This window comes from Ruegeria sp. CI8 (assembly GCF_056536865.1).
Genome location: NZ_JBQFQL010000001.1, coordinates 989,569 through 1,005,578, shown reverse-complemented (window position 1 = coordinate 1,005,578; position 16,010 = coordinate 989,569). Strand labels below are relative to the sequence as shown.

At 63.0% G+C, this 16,010-nt stretch carries 17 protein-coding genes; 6 read left to right on the top strand and 11 right to left on the bottom strand.

Features of this window, described 5'->3' with window-relative positions; all coding sequences use genetic code 11:
- Positions 1-138: 138 nt before the first annotated feature.
- Positions 139-1,143, bottom strand: a complete 1,005-nt coding sequence (locus ACR0DA_RS04880) for a molybdopterin-binding protein (RefSeq protein WP_480753151.1) — start codon at positions 1,141-1,143, stop codon at positions 139-141.
- A complete protein-coding gene (locus ACR0DA_RS04875) occupies positions 1,140-2,108 on the bottom strand; it encodes an XdhC family protein (RefSeq protein WP_480753150.1) in 969 nt (322 codons plus the stop codon). Before ACR0DA_RS04875 ends, ACR0DA_RS04880 begins: the two co-directional genes overlap by 4 nt.
- A 256-nt stretch (positions 2,109-2,364) precedes the next feature.
- On the opposite strand from ACR0DA_RS04875, the gene ACR0DA_RS04870 reads away from it, so the two are divergent.
- A complete protein-coding gene (locus ACR0DA_RS04870) occupies positions 2,365-2,865 on the top strand; it encodes a hypothetical protein (RefSeq protein WP_170338859.1) in 501 nt (166 codons plus the stop codon).
- Positions 2,866-2,867: 2 nt separating this feature from the next.
- Here the strand turns inward: ACR0DA_RS04870 and ACR0DA_RS04865 are convergent, their stop codons facing one another.
- Complete coding sequence (locus ACR0DA_RS04865; RefSeq protein WP_480753149.1) at positions 2,868-4,124, bottom strand: vWA domain-containing protein; 1,257 nt, start codon at positions 4,122-4,124, stop codon at positions 2,868-2,870.
- Positions 4,125-4,161: 37 nt separating this feature from the next.
- Positions 4,162-5,070 (bottom strand): AAA family ATPase, encoded by a 909-nt coding sequence (locus tag ACR0DA_RS04860; RefSeq protein WP_480753147.1) that lies wholly within the window; start codon positions 5,068-5,070, stop codon positions 4,162-4,164.
- Between the two features lie 144 nt (positions 5,071-5,214).
- Between ACR0DA_RS04860 and pyrC the strand changes: the two genes are divergently transcribed.
- Entirely contained in the window at positions 5,215-6,252 is a 1,038-nt protein-coding gene (pyrC, locus tag ACR0DA_RS04855; RefSeq protein WP_480753146.1) for a dihydroorotase, read from the top strand.
- Here pyrC and ACR0DA_RS04850 read toward each other — a convergent pair.
- Both ACR0DA_RS04850 and ACR0DA_RS04845 read right to left on the bottom strand, forming a co-directional pair.
- On the bottom strand, positions 6,249-7,544 hold the full coding sequence (locus tag ACR0DA_RS04850) for an MmgE/PrpD family protein (RefSeq protein WP_480753145.1): 1,296 nt from the start codon (positions 7,542-7,544) through the stop codon (positions 6,249-6,251). The two genes, pyrC and ACR0DA_RS04850, sit on opposite strands and share 4 nt — an antisense overlap.
- A 38-nt stretch (positions 7,545-7,582) precedes the next feature.
- Complete coding sequence (locus ACR0DA_RS04845; protein ID WP_170445678.1) at positions 7,583-8,029, bottom strand: type II toxin-antitoxin system RatA family toxin; 447 nt, start codon at positions 8,027-8,029, stop codon at positions 7,583-7,585.
- Between the two features lie 75 nt (positions 8,030-8,104).
- On the opposite strand from ACR0DA_RS04845, the gene hpt reads away from it, so the two are divergent.
- Together hpt and ACR0DA_RS04835 are read left to right on the top strand one after the other, a co-directional pair.
- Positions 8,105-8,647, top strand: a complete 543-nt coding sequence (gene hpt, locus ACR0DA_RS04840; RefSeq protein WP_480753143.1) for a hypoxanthine phosphoribosyltransferase — start codon at positions 8,105-8,107, stop codon at positions 8,645-8,647.
- A 23-nt stretch (positions 8,648-8,670) separates the two neighbouring features.
- Entirely contained in the window at positions 8,671-8,844 is a 174-nt protein-coding gene (locus ACR0DA_RS04835) for a hypothetical protein (RefSeq protein WP_005983545.1), read from the top strand.
- On the opposite strand, the gene ACR0DA_RS04830 is transcribed toward ACR0DA_RS04835, so the two are convergent.
- A complete protein-coding gene (locus ACR0DA_RS04830; RefSeq protein ID WP_480753141.1) occupies positions 8,834-9,988 on the bottom strand; it encodes an amidohydrolase in 1,155 nt (384 codons plus the stop codon). The two genes, ACR0DA_RS04835 and ACR0DA_RS04830, sit on opposite strands and share 11 nt — an antisense overlap.
- On the bottom strand, positions 9,985-10,935 hold the full coding sequence (gene lipA, locus ACR0DA_RS04825) for a lipoyl synthase (RefSeq protein ID WP_005983549.1): 951 nt from the start codon (positions 10,933-10,935) through the stop codon (positions 9,985-9,987). The genes ACR0DA_RS04830 and lipA overlap by 4 nt, the downstream gene beginning before the upstream one ends.
- Before the next feature lie 266 nt (positions 10,936-11,201).
- On the opposite strand from lipA, the gene ACR0DA_RS04820 reads away from it, so the two are divergent.
- A complete protein-coding gene (locus tag ACR0DA_RS04820; RefSeq protein ID WP_170338873.1) occupies positions 11,202-11,750 on the top strand; it encodes a peroxiredoxin in 549 nt (182 codons plus the stop codon).
- Between the two features lie 48 nt (positions 11,751-11,798).
- On the opposite strand, the gene ACR0DA_RS04815 is transcribed toward ACR0DA_RS04820, so the two are convergent.
- Complete coding sequence (locus ACR0DA_RS04815; RefSeq protein WP_170357636.1) at positions 11,799-12,722, bottom strand: LysR substrate-binding domain-containing protein; 924 nt, start codon at positions 12,720-12,722, stop codon at positions 11,799-11,801.
- 60 nt (positions 12,723-12,782) lie between these two features.
- Entirely contained in the window at positions 12,783-13,886 is a 1,104-nt protein-coding gene (locus ACR0DA_RS04810) for a DUF6456 domain-containing protein (RefSeq protein ID WP_480753140.1), read from the bottom strand.
- 238 nt (positions 13,887-14,124) lie between these two features.
- Here ACR0DA_RS04810 and ACR0DA_RS04805 point away from each other — a divergent pair, with 238 nt between their 5' ends.
- Entirely contained in the window at positions 14,125-14,433 is a 309-nt protein-coding gene (locus ACR0DA_RS04805; RefSeq protein ID WP_093961906.1) for a DUF6477 family protein, read from the top strand.
- Here the strand turns inward: ACR0DA_RS04805 and ACR0DA_RS04800 are convergent.
- A complete protein-coding gene (locus ACR0DA_RS04800; RefSeq protein WP_480753138.1) occupies positions 14,426-15,970 on the bottom strand; it encodes a trimethylamine methyltransferase family protein in 1,545 nt (514 codons plus the stop codon). The two genes, ACR0DA_RS04805 and ACR0DA_RS04800, sit on opposite strands and share 8 nt — an antisense overlap.
- Positions 15,971-16,010: the final 40 nt, after the last annotated feature.

Here is a 16,010-nt window from a genome sequence, read left to right as displayed (position 1 = left end):
CATTTTCGTATTTATCCTTGGCCCGAGTTAAACACGGGAAAAGTCGTTTGAGAACAAAAAACTTGGCCGTTTCCAACCCGTCCCTTAGGAGCAAACTGCCAACATGTATTGCAGGCCGCCAACGGGGCGAAACTGCCGTTACGTCACTTTGCGTTTGGCCCGAGGTTGCGGACGGGTCGGGATTTCCTTGAGCAGACCACCGACGCCCATCGCCGCGATATCGGCTCCCGTGGTCGGGATGCCGCAGGCGACCCGAGACAGCACCCAGTCGGCCCCATTCAACGCGGGCGAACGTGCGCATCCCGGCAAACCGATGACCGGCCGCTTGCCCAAAACCCCGAGAAACAACAGGTTGCCCGGATCAACCGGCATACCGAAACGGTCCACCTGCCCGCCCGCGCGCCGAACAGCCTGAGGCGCCACGTCCTCGACATCGGATGTGGCCGAGCCGGTAAGGATCATCACGATATCGGCATTCATCCGGGTCAATGCCTGCGCCAGAGCGTCGACCGCGTGCGGAACGATCTGCACGTCCTCCAGGCTCAGACCCAGGGCCTCGACCCGGCCGCGCATCGCGGCGATGCCCTTGTCGTTCGGCGGCCCGCCGGGAATGTCGGTCACCACCAACCCGGCGCTGCCAAACTTCGGCGCTGCCAGGCGAATGGCCCCCTTTGCCAGCTCCGACGCGCGCTGAACGTCCGCCAGCGGCACCGCGTAGGAAATGACCTTGATCGTGGCGACCATGCCACCCGCACCCATCTGCTGATGCTGAGGAACGGTGGCCACAGTGATCATCGGGTTGACCTGATTGAACGCCAGCAGAGCCTCAACGTCCAGAGCGGCAACCCCAGCTTGATCCGCAATTAGGTTGACGCGGCCTGTAAACGGCTCGGTCACGCGCAAGTTGGCCCCCTTCGGATCCGGGGTCAGTGCCGCAGCCAATTGGCGCGCGGCCTCGTCCTCGTGACAGTCGCCGGGTTCCAGCCGCGCAACGACCACCTCGTACACGCCCGCGTCGGTCAACAAGGCAACATGCGCGTCGCCTAGCATCATTCCCTTGCGCAGCTTTTTCTTGCCAGCCATGACCGAATGCGCAAGGATCGCGCCCTTCGCGTCCGCAACCGGTACAGGGCCGAATTTCATGCCTTGCCCCGCAGCACCGCCGTCATCTGCGCGATGATCGCAACGGCAATCTCGGCCGGTCCGGCCGCGCCGATGTCCAGACCGATCGGCCCGTGGATGCGCTGCAACTGCGCTGCCGAAAAACCCGCCTCGGTCATCCGCTGCACCCGTTTGGCATGGGTGCGCGACGACCCCAGCGCGCCGATGTAGAACACTTCCGAATTCAGCGCGGCCTGCAGGGCCGGATCATCCAGCTTGGGGTCGTGGGTCAGTAGCACCACCGCCGTACGCGCATCCAGTCCAATGCTGGCCACGGCCTCGTCCGGCCAGTCGGTCAGCAGCTTTTCACCGGGAAAGCGGGATTGCGACGCAAACGCCTCGCGCGGGTCGATGATGATCGGGTCATAACCCGCAATCCGCGCCATCGGCACCAGCGCCTGCGCGATATGCACCGCGCCCACCACGATCAGCCGCAAGGGCGGGTTGTGCACGGCCACGAAGGTCTGACCGTCTTCTTCGAACCCTGAACGATCCATGCGCAGCCGGTCCGCATAGGCGTTGCGCCGCAGCGCGCGGTGGCCAGTTTCGACATTGACCTCATAGGCCACGGGCTCGCGCCGCGCCCGCGCCGCCACCAGTTCGGCCAGCATCGGTTCGGGCAGGACCGCGCCCACCGGCTCGACCAGAACCCGGATCGTGCCGCCGCAGGCCAGCCCGACGGCAAAGGCATCCTCGTCGCTGACACCGAATTCCAGCAGGCGCGCTTCGCCTTCTTCGATGGCTTCAAGCGCCTCGACGATTACCGCGCCTTCGACACAGCCACCCGAGACCGAGCCTTCGATTCGACCATCACCTGCAATGACCAACTGGGCCCCCACCCTCCGGGGTGCGCTGCCCCAGGTTTCGACGACCGTCGCCAGAACCGCGCCGCGACCCTCGCGAAACCACGCCAATGCCGTTTCCGGACTGTTGTCAAATCTGTCCATCGGACCCTCCCGCGGTGGTTCGCATCAACATAAGCAGGATTGACGCGATGAAAAGCAAGGAGCGCGTTCTCGGGTGGATTATCTCGGGCACCGACCCTGCCAACTTGGTTCTTCATGTGACGCAGAAGGCAGGTTTCGGCCGAAGTCCGCGACAGACAATCAAACATTTGATTGTTTTTCGGACGCCGACTAGCCTGCGGTCAGGCCCGACTTGCGGCCGAATTGACGCAAGAGATTTCGCAAAGGAGACAATGTCTTGAAACAGATATTTACACTAACCATCGGCGCAGCGGCATTGATTGCAGGCAGCGCCTGGGCCGACACTTTCGAACGCTACGGAGAGGTCGAGGGCTGGAAGGTCTTTGTCGACAAGGACAAGAAGTCATGCCTGATCGAAGCGGTCGATGATGCCGAGAACGTGGTGCAGATGGGTCTGACCGAAGACCGCAGCGTTGGATATGTCGGTGTCTTTACCAAGGCGGAAACCGACATCAAGCGCGGAGACAAGGAGGCCGTCGCGATCCTGCTGGGCGACAACCTGTATGTCGGCGAGGCGACCGGCATGAAGGGCAACATCACCAAGGGGTATTCGGGCGGCTATGTCCTGTCGGACGACCCGCAATTCGCCGACGACCTGGCCAAGCAAAAGGTCATGGCGGTGTTCCCCGAGAAGTCCTTTGGCTTCACCGTCGATCTGACCGGCACCTACAAGGCCATGGAAATGGCGCGCGAGTGCAACGAAAAGCAACTGCAGTAACGTCAGCCTGAAAGCGCGGCCAACAACCGCGCTTTCTCTCCCTGGTCGTCGGGTCGTGAAATCACGGCGGCCAGATCCTCAAGCGATGCAATCGAATGACCAGCGCGGAAGCTGTCCACATGCGGCAGCATGGTGGCGACGCCCTGCGCCTTGGGTGCGAACCCGTCCCAGCGCAGCAGTGGGTTCAGCCAGATCAGCCGCCGGGCCGACAGGTGCAGGCGTTCGATCTCTTTTTCCAGCAGACCAGGGTCACCCCGTTCCAACCCGTCGGTGATCAGCAGCACGACAGCCCCCTGCCCCATCACCCGGCGCGACCAGTCTCGGTTGAACTGGTGCAGGCATTCGCCGATGCGCGTGCCGCCCTCCCAATCCTGCGCCTCGGCCCCGGCGGCGGCCAGCGCGGCATCGACGTCGCGCTGATGCAGGTGCCGCGTGATGTTCGTCAGTCGCGTGCCGAAGGTGAACGCATTCACCTTGGCCCAGCCAGCCCCCTTGGCGTTCGAGACCGTGTGCAGGAAGTGCAGGATTATCCGGCTGTACTGGCTCATCGACCCCGAGATGTCACACAGCGCGATCAGATTGGGCCAGCGCGGTTTCGGTTTGACCAATGCGATCTGGTGCATTTCGCCGCCCTGACGCATGGCCGCGCGCAAGGTGCGCGCCCGGTCGATCCGCTGGCCCAGATGGCTGGCCTGTCCCCGGCGCGAGGCGATCGGGTCCACCGGCAGTTGCAGCCGCGCCAGAATGCGCTTGGCCTGCGCGGTTTCCGCGGTGCTCATCTGTTCGAAATCCAGCGAACGCAGCCGTTCCTCGGACGAGGCGGTCTGGGTGGCGTCAATCTCGATTTCGCTTTCGCCTTCTTGCTCGACGCCTTGCGGTTCATCCCGCTCGACACCGTCCAAAAGGGCCTCGGCCGCGCGTTTTTCGCCCGCTTCGGCCATGCGTTCCTCCTGAACGCCACGAATGGCCGGCAGCATCATCGACATCATGTGCTCAAGATACCGCGGATCGCGCCAGTACAGGCGGAAGATCTGGGCAAACACGGTGCGATGCTCGGGCCGGTTCACGAAACAGGCGTGCAGGGTCCAGTAGAAATCCTGCTTGCGGGTGAAGCCCGCCGCCTGCACCGCGCGGATTGCGTCGACCACGCGGCCGGGGCCGATCGGCAGTCCGGCCTTGCGCAAGGCGCGAGCGAAATGGGTGATGTTCTGCGCCAGTTTCGGATCGGCCGGGATATCCAGCGGAAGCTGCTCGGCCATCGCTAGGCCCCCGGAGTGTTTTGGCGCCGCGACGTCATCAGATCGGTTCGAGCGTGGCTTTGGCCTGATCCAGAATGCGCTTGGCCTCGGAGCCCTGCAGTTTCTGGATGTCGTCCTGGTATTTCAGGATCGCGCCCAGCGTGTCGCCGATCACCTCGGGGCTGAGGTTGATCACGTCCAGCGCCAGCAGGCACTTCGCCCAGTCGATGGTCTCGGCCACGCCGGGTTTCTTGAACAGGTCCTCGGTGCGCAGATGCTGGACAAAGGCCACCACTTCACGGCTCAGCGCCTCGGCGGCCTCGGGCGCGCGGGCGTGCAGGATCTCCAGCTCGCGGTCGAAATCGGGGTAGTCGACCCAGTGGTACAGGCAGCGGCGCTTGAGCGCGTCATGTACCTCGCGCGTGCGGTTCGACGTGACGATGACGATGGGCGGTTCGGGCGCCTTGATCGTGCCGATCTCGGGGATTGTCACCTGGAAATCGCTCAGCGCCTCCAGCAGGAAGGCCTCGAACGGTTCGTCGGTGCGGTCCAACTCGTCGATCAGCAGCACCGGCGGGCCAGCCGGGTCGGGCTCCATCGCCTCGAGCAATGGGCGGCGGATCAGATAGTCGCCACTGAACAGTTCCTCCTGCAGACCCTTCCGGTCGGACCCGCCGACCGCCTCGGCGGTGCGGATGGCCACCATCTGCGCGGGAAAGTTCCATTCATAGACGGCCGAGGACGCATCGAGCCCCTCATAGCATTGAAGCCGGATCAGGCGGCGGCCAAGTCCAGAGGCCAGGGCCTTGGCGATCTCGGTCTTTCCGACGCCCGCTTCACCTTCCAGAAACAGCGGCCGGCCCAGTCTCAGCGACAGGAACACCACGGTGGCCAGGGCGCGGCCACAGACATAGCCCTGTTCGCCCAGCATCGTCTGAACGGCATCTATGGAATCTGGCTGGCTCATGTGTCTCAATCTCCCTTGGCACAACAGGTCATGGCTGCCGCTGCGCGTCAAGACCGTGATCTTTCCGGGACTTGCGGCAATCTGGTCGCCTGACAAGGTTTGTTGTCACTTTCCCGTGCGGCCGGCCTGTGCTAGCCCGGCGCCATGACCGATACTCTGACGCTCCGCCGCCCCGATGACTGGCACCTGCATCTGCGCGATGGCGCCATGCTGCAGGCCGTCCTGCCCGAAACCGCCCGCCATTTCGCGCGAGCCATCATCATGCCCAACCTTGTGCCCCCTGTGGTCACCGGCGCTCAGGCCGCGTCCTACCGCGACCGTATCCTGGCCGCTCTGCCCGAAGGCATGAGCTTTGAGCCGTTGATGACCCTGTACCTGACCGAGGATACCGACCCCGACGACATGGCCGCGGCCCACGCAAGCGGTCTGGTCAAGGCGGTCAAGCTGTACCCGGCGGGGGCCACGACCAACTCGGCCTCGGGCGTGCGGGATTTCGACAAGGTGCGCCCCGTGTTGGACCGGATGGCCGAGATCGGCCTGCCGCTCTGCGTGCACGGCGAGGTCACCGATGCCGAGATCGACATCTTCGACCGCGAGGCGGTGTTCATCGACCGCGTTCTGGACCCGATCCGCAAGGCCACGCCGGGCCTGCGCGTGGTGATGGAGCATATCACCACCGTCGACGGCGTGGAGTATGTGCGCGCGAACGAAACTGACCTGGGCGCAACGATCACCGCACATCACCTGATCATCAACCGCAACCACATCCTGGTTGGCGGGATCAAGCCTCACTACTACTGCCTGCCCGTCGCCAAACGCGAAGAGCACCGCACGGCACTGGTTGATGCCGCGACTTCGGGCGACGAACGGTTCTTTCTGGGGACTGACAGCGCCCCGCATACGGATGCCAACAAGGAAATGGCCTGCGGCTGCGCGGGATGTTTCACTGCGACCAACACCATGTCACTGGTGGCCGAGGTCTTTGACCGCGCGGGTGCGCTGGACAAGCTGGAAGGGTTCACCTCGGTCAACGGGCCAAGGTTCTATCGGCTGCCCGTCAACGATCAGACCATCACCCTGCAGAAGGGCGAACCGGTCAGCTACCCCGACAAGATCGAAACACGCGATGGCCCGGTCACCGTGTTCGACCCCGGCTTCCCGCTTCACTGGCGCGTGGTCTAATCAACCAGTCGTTTTGCCAGATCCGCTGCGCGCCCGCCGGTGCGCAGCATCGACCAGACCGCATCGGCCTCGTCCGCGCCGATCAGCTTGGCGGCCTTGCCGCGTACGCGATCCTCGCGGTCGGACAAGGCTATCGGTGCGGCCAAATCGTGGGTCGCCTCGCGCCGTACTCCGTCCCGCCGCAGCAGCGCCACGCGGGCCTCGGTCTCGGACAGCGTTTCGTCCGCTTCGACCGTGATCCGGTCGCGCAGCGATTGCAGGCGCGGATCGGCGCAGACCTTGTCCGTGTAGCTTTCAGGCAGGGCCGTTTCGTATCCCAGCGCCTGCATGGCGATCACCGCCCGATAGGAAAACTTGGCGCCCAGCCCGGTTGTCGGAGCGGTCTGATTGCAGACGCTCATCCAACGCGGATGGGTGCGGATTTTGATCTCGGCCACCTCGGGTTCGGCGATGTCCAGATCGCGCGCAGCCTCAAGCGCGGCGTGCAGCCCGTGGCAGCAAGCGTGGAACTTGTGGCTGACGCTTTCGAACAGCCACTCATCCCCAACTCCTGACAAAGCTGTGCCTGTGTCATCGGTACCGTGATGGGTCGCGCCAAATCCGAACGGTCCGGTCAGGGCATCGGGATTGGGAACGAACCCCCGCTGCACCAGCAGCGCGGCCTCGACCCCGACCGAAGCCGCCTGCCCCGCATTGTAGGGCTTGCCCATGGTGCCAAACTGCGCCTTGAGGCCCGCCGCCCGGGTCGCGGTCAGCCCCAGAACCCGGCGCATGGCCGCCGGATCGCATCCCAGCAGGCGGGCGGCCGCCACGGCCGCTCCGAACGCCCCCGCCGTCGCGGTCTGGTGAAACCCGACCTGATAATGACCCCGCCCCAGCCACAGGCCAATGCGGATGGACAGTTCCATCCCCACCAAGGCCGCCTCGAGCAAATCGACGATGGGCTGATCCTGCCATTCGGCCACGGCCAGCGCGGCGGGAAACACCGCCACCGAGGGGTGGCCGATATGGGCGAAATGCGTGTCGTCATAGTCCAGCGCATGCGACACCGTGCCGTTGACCAAAGCCGCAGCGCGCATCGGCGCGGCCCCGCCGCCGAACAGGGTGGCCTGTCTGGCCCCGCCTTCGTCCAGCACCATCCTTCGCAGGATGCGCGAGACCGGCTCATTGACCCCTGCGCGCCCAACCGCCAGCCAGTCGAGCGCGGACAGAGACGTGACGATCCGCGCTTGCGCGGTTGTCTTGACCGGGCCTGCGGCGAATTCGGAAAGAGTGCGTGTGAATTCAGTCATGCGGCGCAGTCTAACGTGCACCCGCGCCGGGTAAACCCTCAGCCGTAGAGGCTGACCGCGCGCTGCTCGAAGGCGCGCACGATCCGGTGCATCGCCTCGTTGAAGACCACGCCGATGATGCCCTGCAACACGGCGTTCTTGAACTCGAAATCCACGTGGAAGGATACGTTGCAGCCGCCCTCGGGGGCGTCTTCGAAATGCCAGTCGGATTTCATGTATTTGAATGGACCGTCCAGGTATTCGGTGTCGATCTTCTTCTGCTCGGGGTACAGCGTCACCCGGCTGCCGAACCGTTCGCGGAACACTTTGAACGAGATCACCAGATCGGCCTCCATCACCTGCGCCTCGCCCGCCGCATAGGTCCGCCGGATCCGCGCGGCCGCGCACCAGGGCAGAAACTCGGGGTATTTCGCCACTTCCGCAACCAGATCATACATCTGCTGCGCGCTGTATGGGAGGTGGCGGGTTTCCGAATGAGTGGGCATGGCAACCTGGGCATTTGAAACGTGACAATGGCGCGTCATGTCGTATGTTGCGCGCCAAAGATCAAGGGGGCAGCCATGAGCCAGCGCGCATATGTGATAGATGAGATGATCTCGGCCAAGGCCATCGCGGCGCGGATCGAGGAACTGTGCCGCGAAATCACCCGCGAATTCAGCGATACCGACAAGCTGGTGGTCGTAGGCCTGCTGCGCGGCAGCTTCGTCTTCATCGCCGATCTGGTGCGCGAACTGGACCTTCCGATCGAGGTCGATTTCCTCGAGGCGTCCTCGTATGGCGATTCAATGGAAAGCAGCCGGGAAGTTCGCATTCTCAAGGACTTGCGCGGCGCAATTGAAGGGCGCGACGTACTGGTGGTCGAAGATATCGTCGACACGGGGCACACGCTGAACCACGTCACCCACCTGCTGCGCAGCCGCCAGCCGAAACGGCTCAAGTCGATTGCCCTTCTGGACAAACCCAGCCGCCGCGAGGTCGATTTCCGCGCCGACTGGATCGGCTTTGAAATCCCGGACGAATTCGTCGTGGGCTATGGCATCGACTATGCCCAACGCAACCGCAACCTGCCCTTCATCGGCAAGGTCCGCTTTACCGAAGACTGATCCCGCCGCGGATTCGAGGCCCCATGATCCTGCGCCACCTTCTGCGAATGTCCCGATGGGCGCGCAATCCGCCCTCGGACCAGCGGGTCAAGCTGGTGCTGGGCCTGATCGTGCTGTGCCTGGTGATTGCCGGCGTTGAATACATGGGCTGGTGGCCCGAATGGGCAACCAGCCAGCCGCGCAAGCTCAGGCCGTGACCGGCGCGTCCAGAACCTGACGGATTGCCGCCAGAAATATACCCGCGCCGACAGGGATCAGCGCATCGGGGAAGTCATAGTCGGGGTTGTGAAGTTGCGGATGGTCGACCCCGGCCCCCAGCCAGAACATGGCCGTTTTCGACCCGTTGGCGAACTGCCCGAAATCCTCCGAGAACCGTTGCGGCACGGTGGTAAGGCGCGGTTGCACCCCGGCCTGGGCGCAGGCATGAGCCAGGAACTGTACGGCCTCGGGGTGGTTGACACAAGCGTCGAACACGTCGTCATAGGTGATCTCGACACCCAGTCCCTCGTCGGCAGCGGCCTTGCGGACCAGCGCCTGGGCCTGATCGACCAGTTGTCCCATACGCGCGTCCGAGACGGTGCGCAGCGTGACCCATATCTCGGCCTCGCCGGGCGCCACCCCGAATGTCGGGGCCCCCAGTTGGGCGTGGGTGACGGTGGTCAGTGCGTAATCCTCGGTCAGCTCTCCGCCCGGCCCCAAGGCGGTCAGGGCCGGTATCAACTGCGCCATGGCCGAGGCCGGCGACAGGCCGTCCTGCGGAGCCGCCGCGTGCGAGGTCTTGCCCGTCAGCCGCACCCGCATCCCGCGCGAGGCGCAATTGGCCGGGCCAGAGCACAGCTCGACCGCTCCCAGGTCCAGCCCCGGCAGGTTGTGCAGAGAAAACAGGAAATCGGGCTGTATTTCAGCGTATTGCGGATCGTTCCGAAAGTCGCGTGCGCCCTGTCCGGTCTCTTCGGCGGGCTGGAAGAACAGCACGACCCGACCGCGTGACACGGGCGTTTGCGTCAATTCCTGCGCTACGCCCAACACCATCGTCATATGGCCGTCATGCCCGCACAGATGACCCTTGCCCGGAACCTGCGAGCACCAGGGTTTGCCCGGCATTTCCAATATCGGCAGTGCGTCCAGTTCGCAGCGAATGCCCACGGTGGGCCCCGGCTGGCCCGAGTCGAACACGGCCGCGACCCCGTGCCCACCGATCCCGGTCAGAACCCGACCGGTCACACCGCACAATTGCTCGGCTATGAATGCCGCTGTTTCAGCCTCTTCACCCGAAACCTCGGGGCGTTTGTGCAAAGCGTGGCGCAGCGCAGTCAGTTGCGCGAGCCGTTCGGGCGTCACGCCTGCCCCAGCTTTTTCTGTCGTGCCGCCCGCAGGCGCGCGAAATCATCGCCCGCATGGTACGACGACCGGGTCAAGGGCGTGGCCGAAACCATCAGGAACCCTTTGCCATAGGCGGCTTTTTCATAGGCCGCGAACTCTTCGGGCGTGACAAAGCGGTCCACGCGGTGGTGTTTCGGCGTGGGCTGCAGATACTGGCCGATTGTCAGGAAATCGATATCGGCGGCGCGCATGTCGTCCATGACCTGGCGCACCTGCTGTTCGTTCTCGCCCAGACCAACCATGATGCCCGACTTGGTGAAGATCGACGGGTCCAACTCCTTGACCCTCTGCAGCAGACGCAGCGAGTGGAAATAGCGCGCGCCCGGGCGCACCTCAGGGTACAGGCCCGGCACGGTTTCAAGGTTGTGGTTGAACACGTCCGGCTTGGCCGCGACCACGGTTTCCAGAACCGACGGATCGCATTTCAGGAAATCCGGGGTCAGGATCTCGATCGTGGTCTTGGGCGAGCGGTGACGCACCGCGCGGATGGTCTGCGCGAAATGCTCGGCCCCGCCATCGGCCAGGTCGTCGCGGTCGACCGAGGTGATGACGACATGGTTCAGGCCCAGTTTTTCGACCGCATGTGCCACCCGGCCCGGTTCGAACGCATCCAGCGCATCGGGGCGCCCGGTAGCGATGTTGCAGAAGGTGCAGCCACGGGTGCATATCTCGCCCATGATCATCATGGTCGCGTGGCCCTGGCTCCAGCATTCGCCCACGTTCGGGCAGCCGGCCTCTTCGCAGACGGTGACCAGGTTGTTGTCGCGCATGATCCGGCGCGTGTCGGCATAGCCCTTGCCGCCGGGCGCTTTCACCCGGATCCAGTTGGGCTTTTTCGGCTGCGCATTGTCGGGCTTATGCGCCTTTTCCGGGTGACGTTGTTCAGGGATTTTCAGATCGCGCACGGGGCCGTTTTCCTGACTTTGGGTCAATTTGGTTGGTGCATAACATAAACCGGTCGGATGTATTACGCCAGCCATGCATAGCTGCCATGCGTCAGCGTTTCGCAGATGCAGAATAGGAGCGCGACTTCCGAGGGGATCAATGCAAATTTCGACATGATTTCCGTAGATAAAAGGATATTCGCAAACGCAGCACATCCCGTGTTGAAGCCGGTTTGGAATCGTTTTAACCCACGGTCAGAACAAATGTGAATCACAGGAGATGCCCCATGAAAACCGGCGCCAAGCTGCCCGACGTGACATTCCACACCCGCGTGCGCGACGACTCGATCGAAGGGCCCAACCCGTTCCGCTGGGAAGACAAGACCACGGCCGACTACTTCGCAGGCAAGCGGGTCATCCTGTTCTCACTGCCCGGTGCGTTCACGCCCACCTGCTCGACCTACCAACTGCCGGGGTTCGAGAACAACTACGAGGCGTTCAAGGCCAAGGGCATCGACGAGATCTACTGCATGTCGGTCAATGACAGCTTTGTCATGAACAAATGGGCGCAGGATCAAGGGCTGAAGAACGTCAAGGTCATTCCTGACGGGTCGGGCGAGTTCACCCGCAAGATGGGCATGCTGGTCGACAAGGCCAATCTGGGTTTTGGTATGCGCTCGTGGCGCTATGCCGCCATCATCAACGACGGTGTGGTCGAGGCGTGGTTCGAAGAGCCCGGCCTGATGGACAACTGCCCCGAGGACCCCTATGGCGTTTCGTCGCCCGAAAATCTGATGAAGCACCTGGAAGAAGCGCAACAGCCCGAAATGGCCTGAGCCTTCAACCAGCCTCCATTCGAAGGGCTCGCTAAGTGCGAGCCCTTTTCAGTTCCGGGTTTCCGAAACGATGTTTTCGCCGACCTGCCGGATCACCTGGGCCAGTTGATCAAACCACACCGCCCCATCCGACGAATCGCGCCGCACGAGGCCGATTTGCCGCGCGGGCTCCGGGGCGCCGAACCGCAGCAGTTTCAGCCCCGGCACGGCATCGGCCTCGGAACGCGCCGCCAATTCCGGAATCAAGGTCAGGCCGAACCCCTCGGCCACCAACCGCGACAGCGTGGCCAAAGACGACGCGCCCATGTTGATATGGGCGCTGGTCCGGTCCTGCCCGCACACCTCAAGCGCCTGATCCGTCAGGCAGTGCCCGTCTTCCAGCAGCATCAGTTGGGCCGCGTTCAGGTCGATCGGGCGCAGAGCGTCGGGGCTGACGGTCAGGCTGTTCAGGCGCGTCTCGCTGCCAGCCAGCAGAAAACGGTCCTCGAACAGGGGCACCTCATCCAGGCCGCGCGCGCCCACCGGCAGGGCCAGCACGGCGGCGTCGATCTCGCCCGCTTTCAGCATCGACAGCAACCGCTCGGTGCGTGCCTCGCGTACCTGTACGCGCAGGGACACATCCGCCGACCGCAGACCAGCCAAGACACCCGGCAGCAGATACGGTGCGACCGTCGGGATCAAACCGACCGACAGACTGCGATGCCCGGTGGAGTTGTCACGCGCAAACCGATCCAACCGTTCGGCCGCGCCCAAAATGCGCCGTGCGTGCTCAAGCGCATCGCGCCCCAACGGTGTCAGCAGAACATCGCGGGCGCGCCTTTCAAACAGTGGCCCGCCCATGATGTCTTCCAAAGCCCGTATCTGCACCGATAGTGCCGGTTGAGACACATGACACACCTGAGCGGCCCGGCCAAAGTTGCGCTGCTCGGCCACGGCGCGGAAGTATTGCAGCTGTCTGAGGGTAAAATTCATAACCCTTGATTATCACCTGTTGCGTTTTCCGCAACTCCGGCCAATCGGACTCAAGTTGGATCAACCGATCAATCTGTCACACTCTGCTTGCTTCTCGTAATGGCGCTTGAGGCGCTGCAACGCAATGCGCAGCACGATCTTCCCAGAACGTGCTGACCAGCCCATCCGTTTCTCGGCCAGTTCCAGGCCTTCCAGATAGCAACAACACCGCAGCGCAACGTCGCTCAAACCCGGACCCAGATCCGACAAGGCCCGAGCCACGCGATCACGCGCCTCGGACGACCCGCGCGCAACCTGAGCATCGCCTTCGAAACCCGCACGACCGCCAGCGGTAAGGAACCGGTCCCAGTTCTGCGTGACCCGCGGTCCGATCTGGGCCAGCTCGAAATCCTCGCGCAGTCGCTCTCCGGCGCGCACCAGGCTTTCGTCCAGAAACGGCTTTCCATCCCGGTCGCGCCGGCGCGACAAGGCAGTCAGGGGGCTCTCCGCTGCGCAATAACGGATGCGCCGTGGACGCTTCTCGTCGGCTTGACTGCGCGTTTTGAACTTCGCCGGTGCCTCGGCCATGCCATATTCAGTCTGTGTCCGCGCGCGGTTTTCGGCATCGGCAATCAACTGGCTTAATGCGGTTCGGCCCATTTGCGTGATCCGGTAACGCGACACACGCCCCGGATTGTCACAAACGATCCAGTCCTTCAGAGCCAGGGCCTGAGCGGTCTTGCAATCAACAACGGCGGTCCGAGTTGTACCGCCCTCGCCGCTGTCGCGGACAACGACCGCTTTTTCCATGTCCTCGGCCACGGCCAGAACCGCACCCGTTTCGCAAAGGCGCCGCAGCACCCGCAAAGCCTCACGCTCGAACGCCTGGTCTTCGGCATTGGGAATGCGATGAGGATCATCGCCGACGCCGAACAAGGGATCAGAGGCCGCTTCATTCCCCGCACCGGGAAAGTGTGTTTCAGCCAGCGACTGCAGTGCTGCATCCACCAAGGGATCGTCGCGGCGCATTTCGATCCTTCGAATCTGTCGCAGAATGGTTGACGCGTGACACCCTGCCGACCGCGCCAGATCCCGGATCGACCGTCCCGCCTCGGTATGGGCCAGGTATCGCTGTGCCCCTTCGGGAACCCAAGCTGGAACGGTGAATGCGGTGCTGTTTTCCATCGTTATTCGCCCTCGTCGACAATCAAACTGCCACTGTCCGCCGTCGGATAAAGTGTTAACCAAATCTACCTAGAGTTGCTTTCGTTACTCGTTCGTTAACCTCCAACGGCTCTGACCAGAATTGATTCAAAAAGATAAACAGTCGTGAAACCATCGTTCGGCGCGAGCCCAATCACGGCAACACCCGCTTGGGTTGTGCAAAATTGCTGCAGGCAAAATTGAACAGAGGAACGCCGAAATGCAGGACCTGATGACTATGATCACCGCCCTCCGCCGCCCGCGGCTGCTGTCTCGGGCAGCCAAGGTCGGAGCACAGGAATACGACCGTGACCGCCACTTGCAGCGCCTGTTCGGCTATGGCGCGCTACCGGGAACCGGAGCGGCCTTGATGCGACTGTTGGAGATGGAGCGGAGCGTCGACGACCAACGACGCTCGGGCGACGCCGCGTATTCGCTGGTTCGCCACCTGGACCTACTGATCGCTTTGATTGGTGAGGCGCGACTGCATCAAGCCAGCCGCGCCCCGGAACTTCATGTCGTCAAGTGAAGGCGTCGGGCATGGACGCTTTCTTTTCCTCGACATAGGCGGTTAGTGCCGCCAGTTTTTCCGGGTCGAGTTGCGGTTGCTGGTAGTTGGCCAGCAGATGCTCGACCCGGGCCGAGGCCAGCATGCGCGTGTCCCGCGCACCCTCTTCTTCCCATGTTTCAAAGGGTTTGTAGTCCAGCAGGTCGGTCTTCCAGAAGGCGCTTTGGAAATTGGCCTGGGTGTGCGCACAACCAAGATAGTGGCCACCCGGCCCCACCTCACGAATCGCGTCCATGGCCTGCGCGTTTTCATCATAGGCCACCCCTTTGGCCAACGCATGAAGCGCTCCCAACTGATCGGCATCCATGACGAACTTTTCGAAATCGGCGACCAGACCGCCTTCGAGCCAGCCACATGCATGCAGCATGAAGTTGACGCCTGACAGCAGACCCATATTCAGCGAGTTTGCAGTCTCATAAGCCGCTTGCGCGTCCGGAAGCTTGGATCCACAGAACGACCCGGCCGAGCGGTAGGGAACACCCAAACGGCGCGCCAACTGACCGGCTCCATAGGTGATGTGCGCGGCTTCGGGCGTGCCAAAGGTCGGTGCACCAGAGTTCATGTCGATCGACGACACGAATGCGCCGAAAATGGCCGGTGCGCCCGGACGGATGATCTGACTGTAGGCGATGCCGGCCAGCACCTCGGCCAGCACCTGCGTCAGAGTACCAGCAACCGAAACCGGGGCCATCGCGCCGCCCACGATGAAGGGCGAAATGATGCAGGCCTGATTGTTGCGGGCATAGACTTCCAGCGACCCCATCATCACGTCGTCGAACGTCATCGGCGAGTTGATGTTGGTGAGCGAGGTCATCACGGTGTTTTCCTGAACGAACTCCTTGCCGAACAGAATCTCGCACATCTCGACTGAATCCTGCGCCCGGCTGGGATCGGTCACCGAACCCATGAAGGGTTTGTCAGACAGCGTCATATGCGCCATCAGCATGTCGAGGTGCCGCTTGTTCACCGGTATGTCGGTGGGTTCGCAGACGGTGCCGCCCGAATGGTGCAGCCATTTGGACATGTAGGCCAGTTTCACGAACTTGTTGAAATCGTCCATCGTGGCATAGCGGCGGCCACCCTGTGCGTCCCGCACGAAAGGCGGTCCGTAGACCGGCGCCAGCACCAGGTTGCGCCCGCCGATCACCACCGATTTTTCCGGGTTGCGCGCGTGCTGCGTGAACTCCTTGGGCGCGGTCTTGATCAGTTCGCGGGCCAGACCTCGCGGAATGCGAACGCGCTCACCATCGATGTCGGCCCCGGCATCGCGCCAACGTTCCAGCGCCGCGGGGTTGTCGACGAAATTGACGCCGACTTCCTCCAGAACGGTTTCCGCATTGGCCTCGATGATCTCCAACGCTTCGTCATTGAGGATCTCGAAGTTCGGAATGTTGCGTTCGATATACTTCGCCGTTTCGATCCGAACCGCGGTACGCTCGGCCCGGCGGGCGGCGCCTCCGCCACCACGCGCTCTGCGTCGGGTGCTTGCCTCTGTCATGAGATGATCCCGTGTGAAAGTTTAGATTGGATTGCTTGTT

Coding starts and splice junctions, on each gene's coding strand:
- ACR0DA_RS04815 (WP_170357636.1), bottom strand. CDS start 12,722: ATGAATTTTACCCTCAGACAGCTGCAATACTTCCGCGCCGTGGCCGAG.
- ACR0DA_RS04805 (WP_093961906.1), top strand. CDS start 14,125: ATGCAGGACCTGATGACTATGATCACCGCCCTCCGCCGCCCGCGGCTG.
- ACR0DA_RS04875 (WP_480753150.1), bottom strand. CDS start 2,108: ATGGACAGATTTGACAACAGTCCGGAAACGGCATTGGCGTGGTTTCGC.
- ACR0DA_RS04850 (WP_480753145.1), bottom strand. CDS start 7,544: ATGACTGAATTCACACGCACTCTTTCCGAATTCGCCGCAGGCCCGGTC.
- hpt (WP_480753143.1), top strand. CDS start 8,105: ATGAGCCAGCGCGCATATGTGATAGATGAGATGATCTCGGCCAAGGCC.
- ACR0DA_RS04835 (WP_005983545.1), top strand. CDS start 8,671: ATGATCCTGCGCCACCTTCTGCGAATGTCCCGATGGGCGCGCAATCCG.
- ACR0DA_RS04860 (WP_480753147.1), bottom strand. CDS start 5,070: ATGAGCCAGCCAGATTCCATAGATGCCGTTCAGACGATGCTGGGCGAA.
- ACR0DA_RS04880 (WP_480753151.1), bottom strand. CDS start 1,143: ATGAAATTCGGCCCTGTACCGGTTGCGGACGCGAAGGGCGCGATCCTT.
- ACR0DA_RS04820 (WP_170338873.1), top strand. CDS start 11,202: ATGAAAACCGGCGCCAAGCTGCCCGACGTGACATTCCACACCCGCGTG.
- ACR0DA_RS04800 (WP_480753138.1), bottom strand. CDS start 15,970: ATGACAGAGGCAAGCACCCGACGCAGAGCGCGTGGTGGCGGAGGCGCC.
- ACR0DA_RS04810 (WP_480753140.1), bottom strand. CDS start 13,886: ATGGAAAACAGCACCGCATTCACCGTTCCAGCTTGGGTTCCCGAAGGG.
- ACR0DA_RS04845 (WP_170445678.1), bottom strand. CDS start 8,029: ATGCCCACTCATTCGGAAACCCGCCACCTCCCATACAGCGCGCAGCAG.
- pyrC (WP_480753146.1), top strand. CDS start 5,215: ATGACCGATACTCTGACGCTCCGCCGCCCCGATGACTGGCACCTGCAT.
- ACR0DA_RS04865 (WP_480753149.1), bottom strand. CDS start 4,124: ATGGCCGAGCAGCTTCCGCTGGATATCCCGGCCGATCCGAAACTGGCG.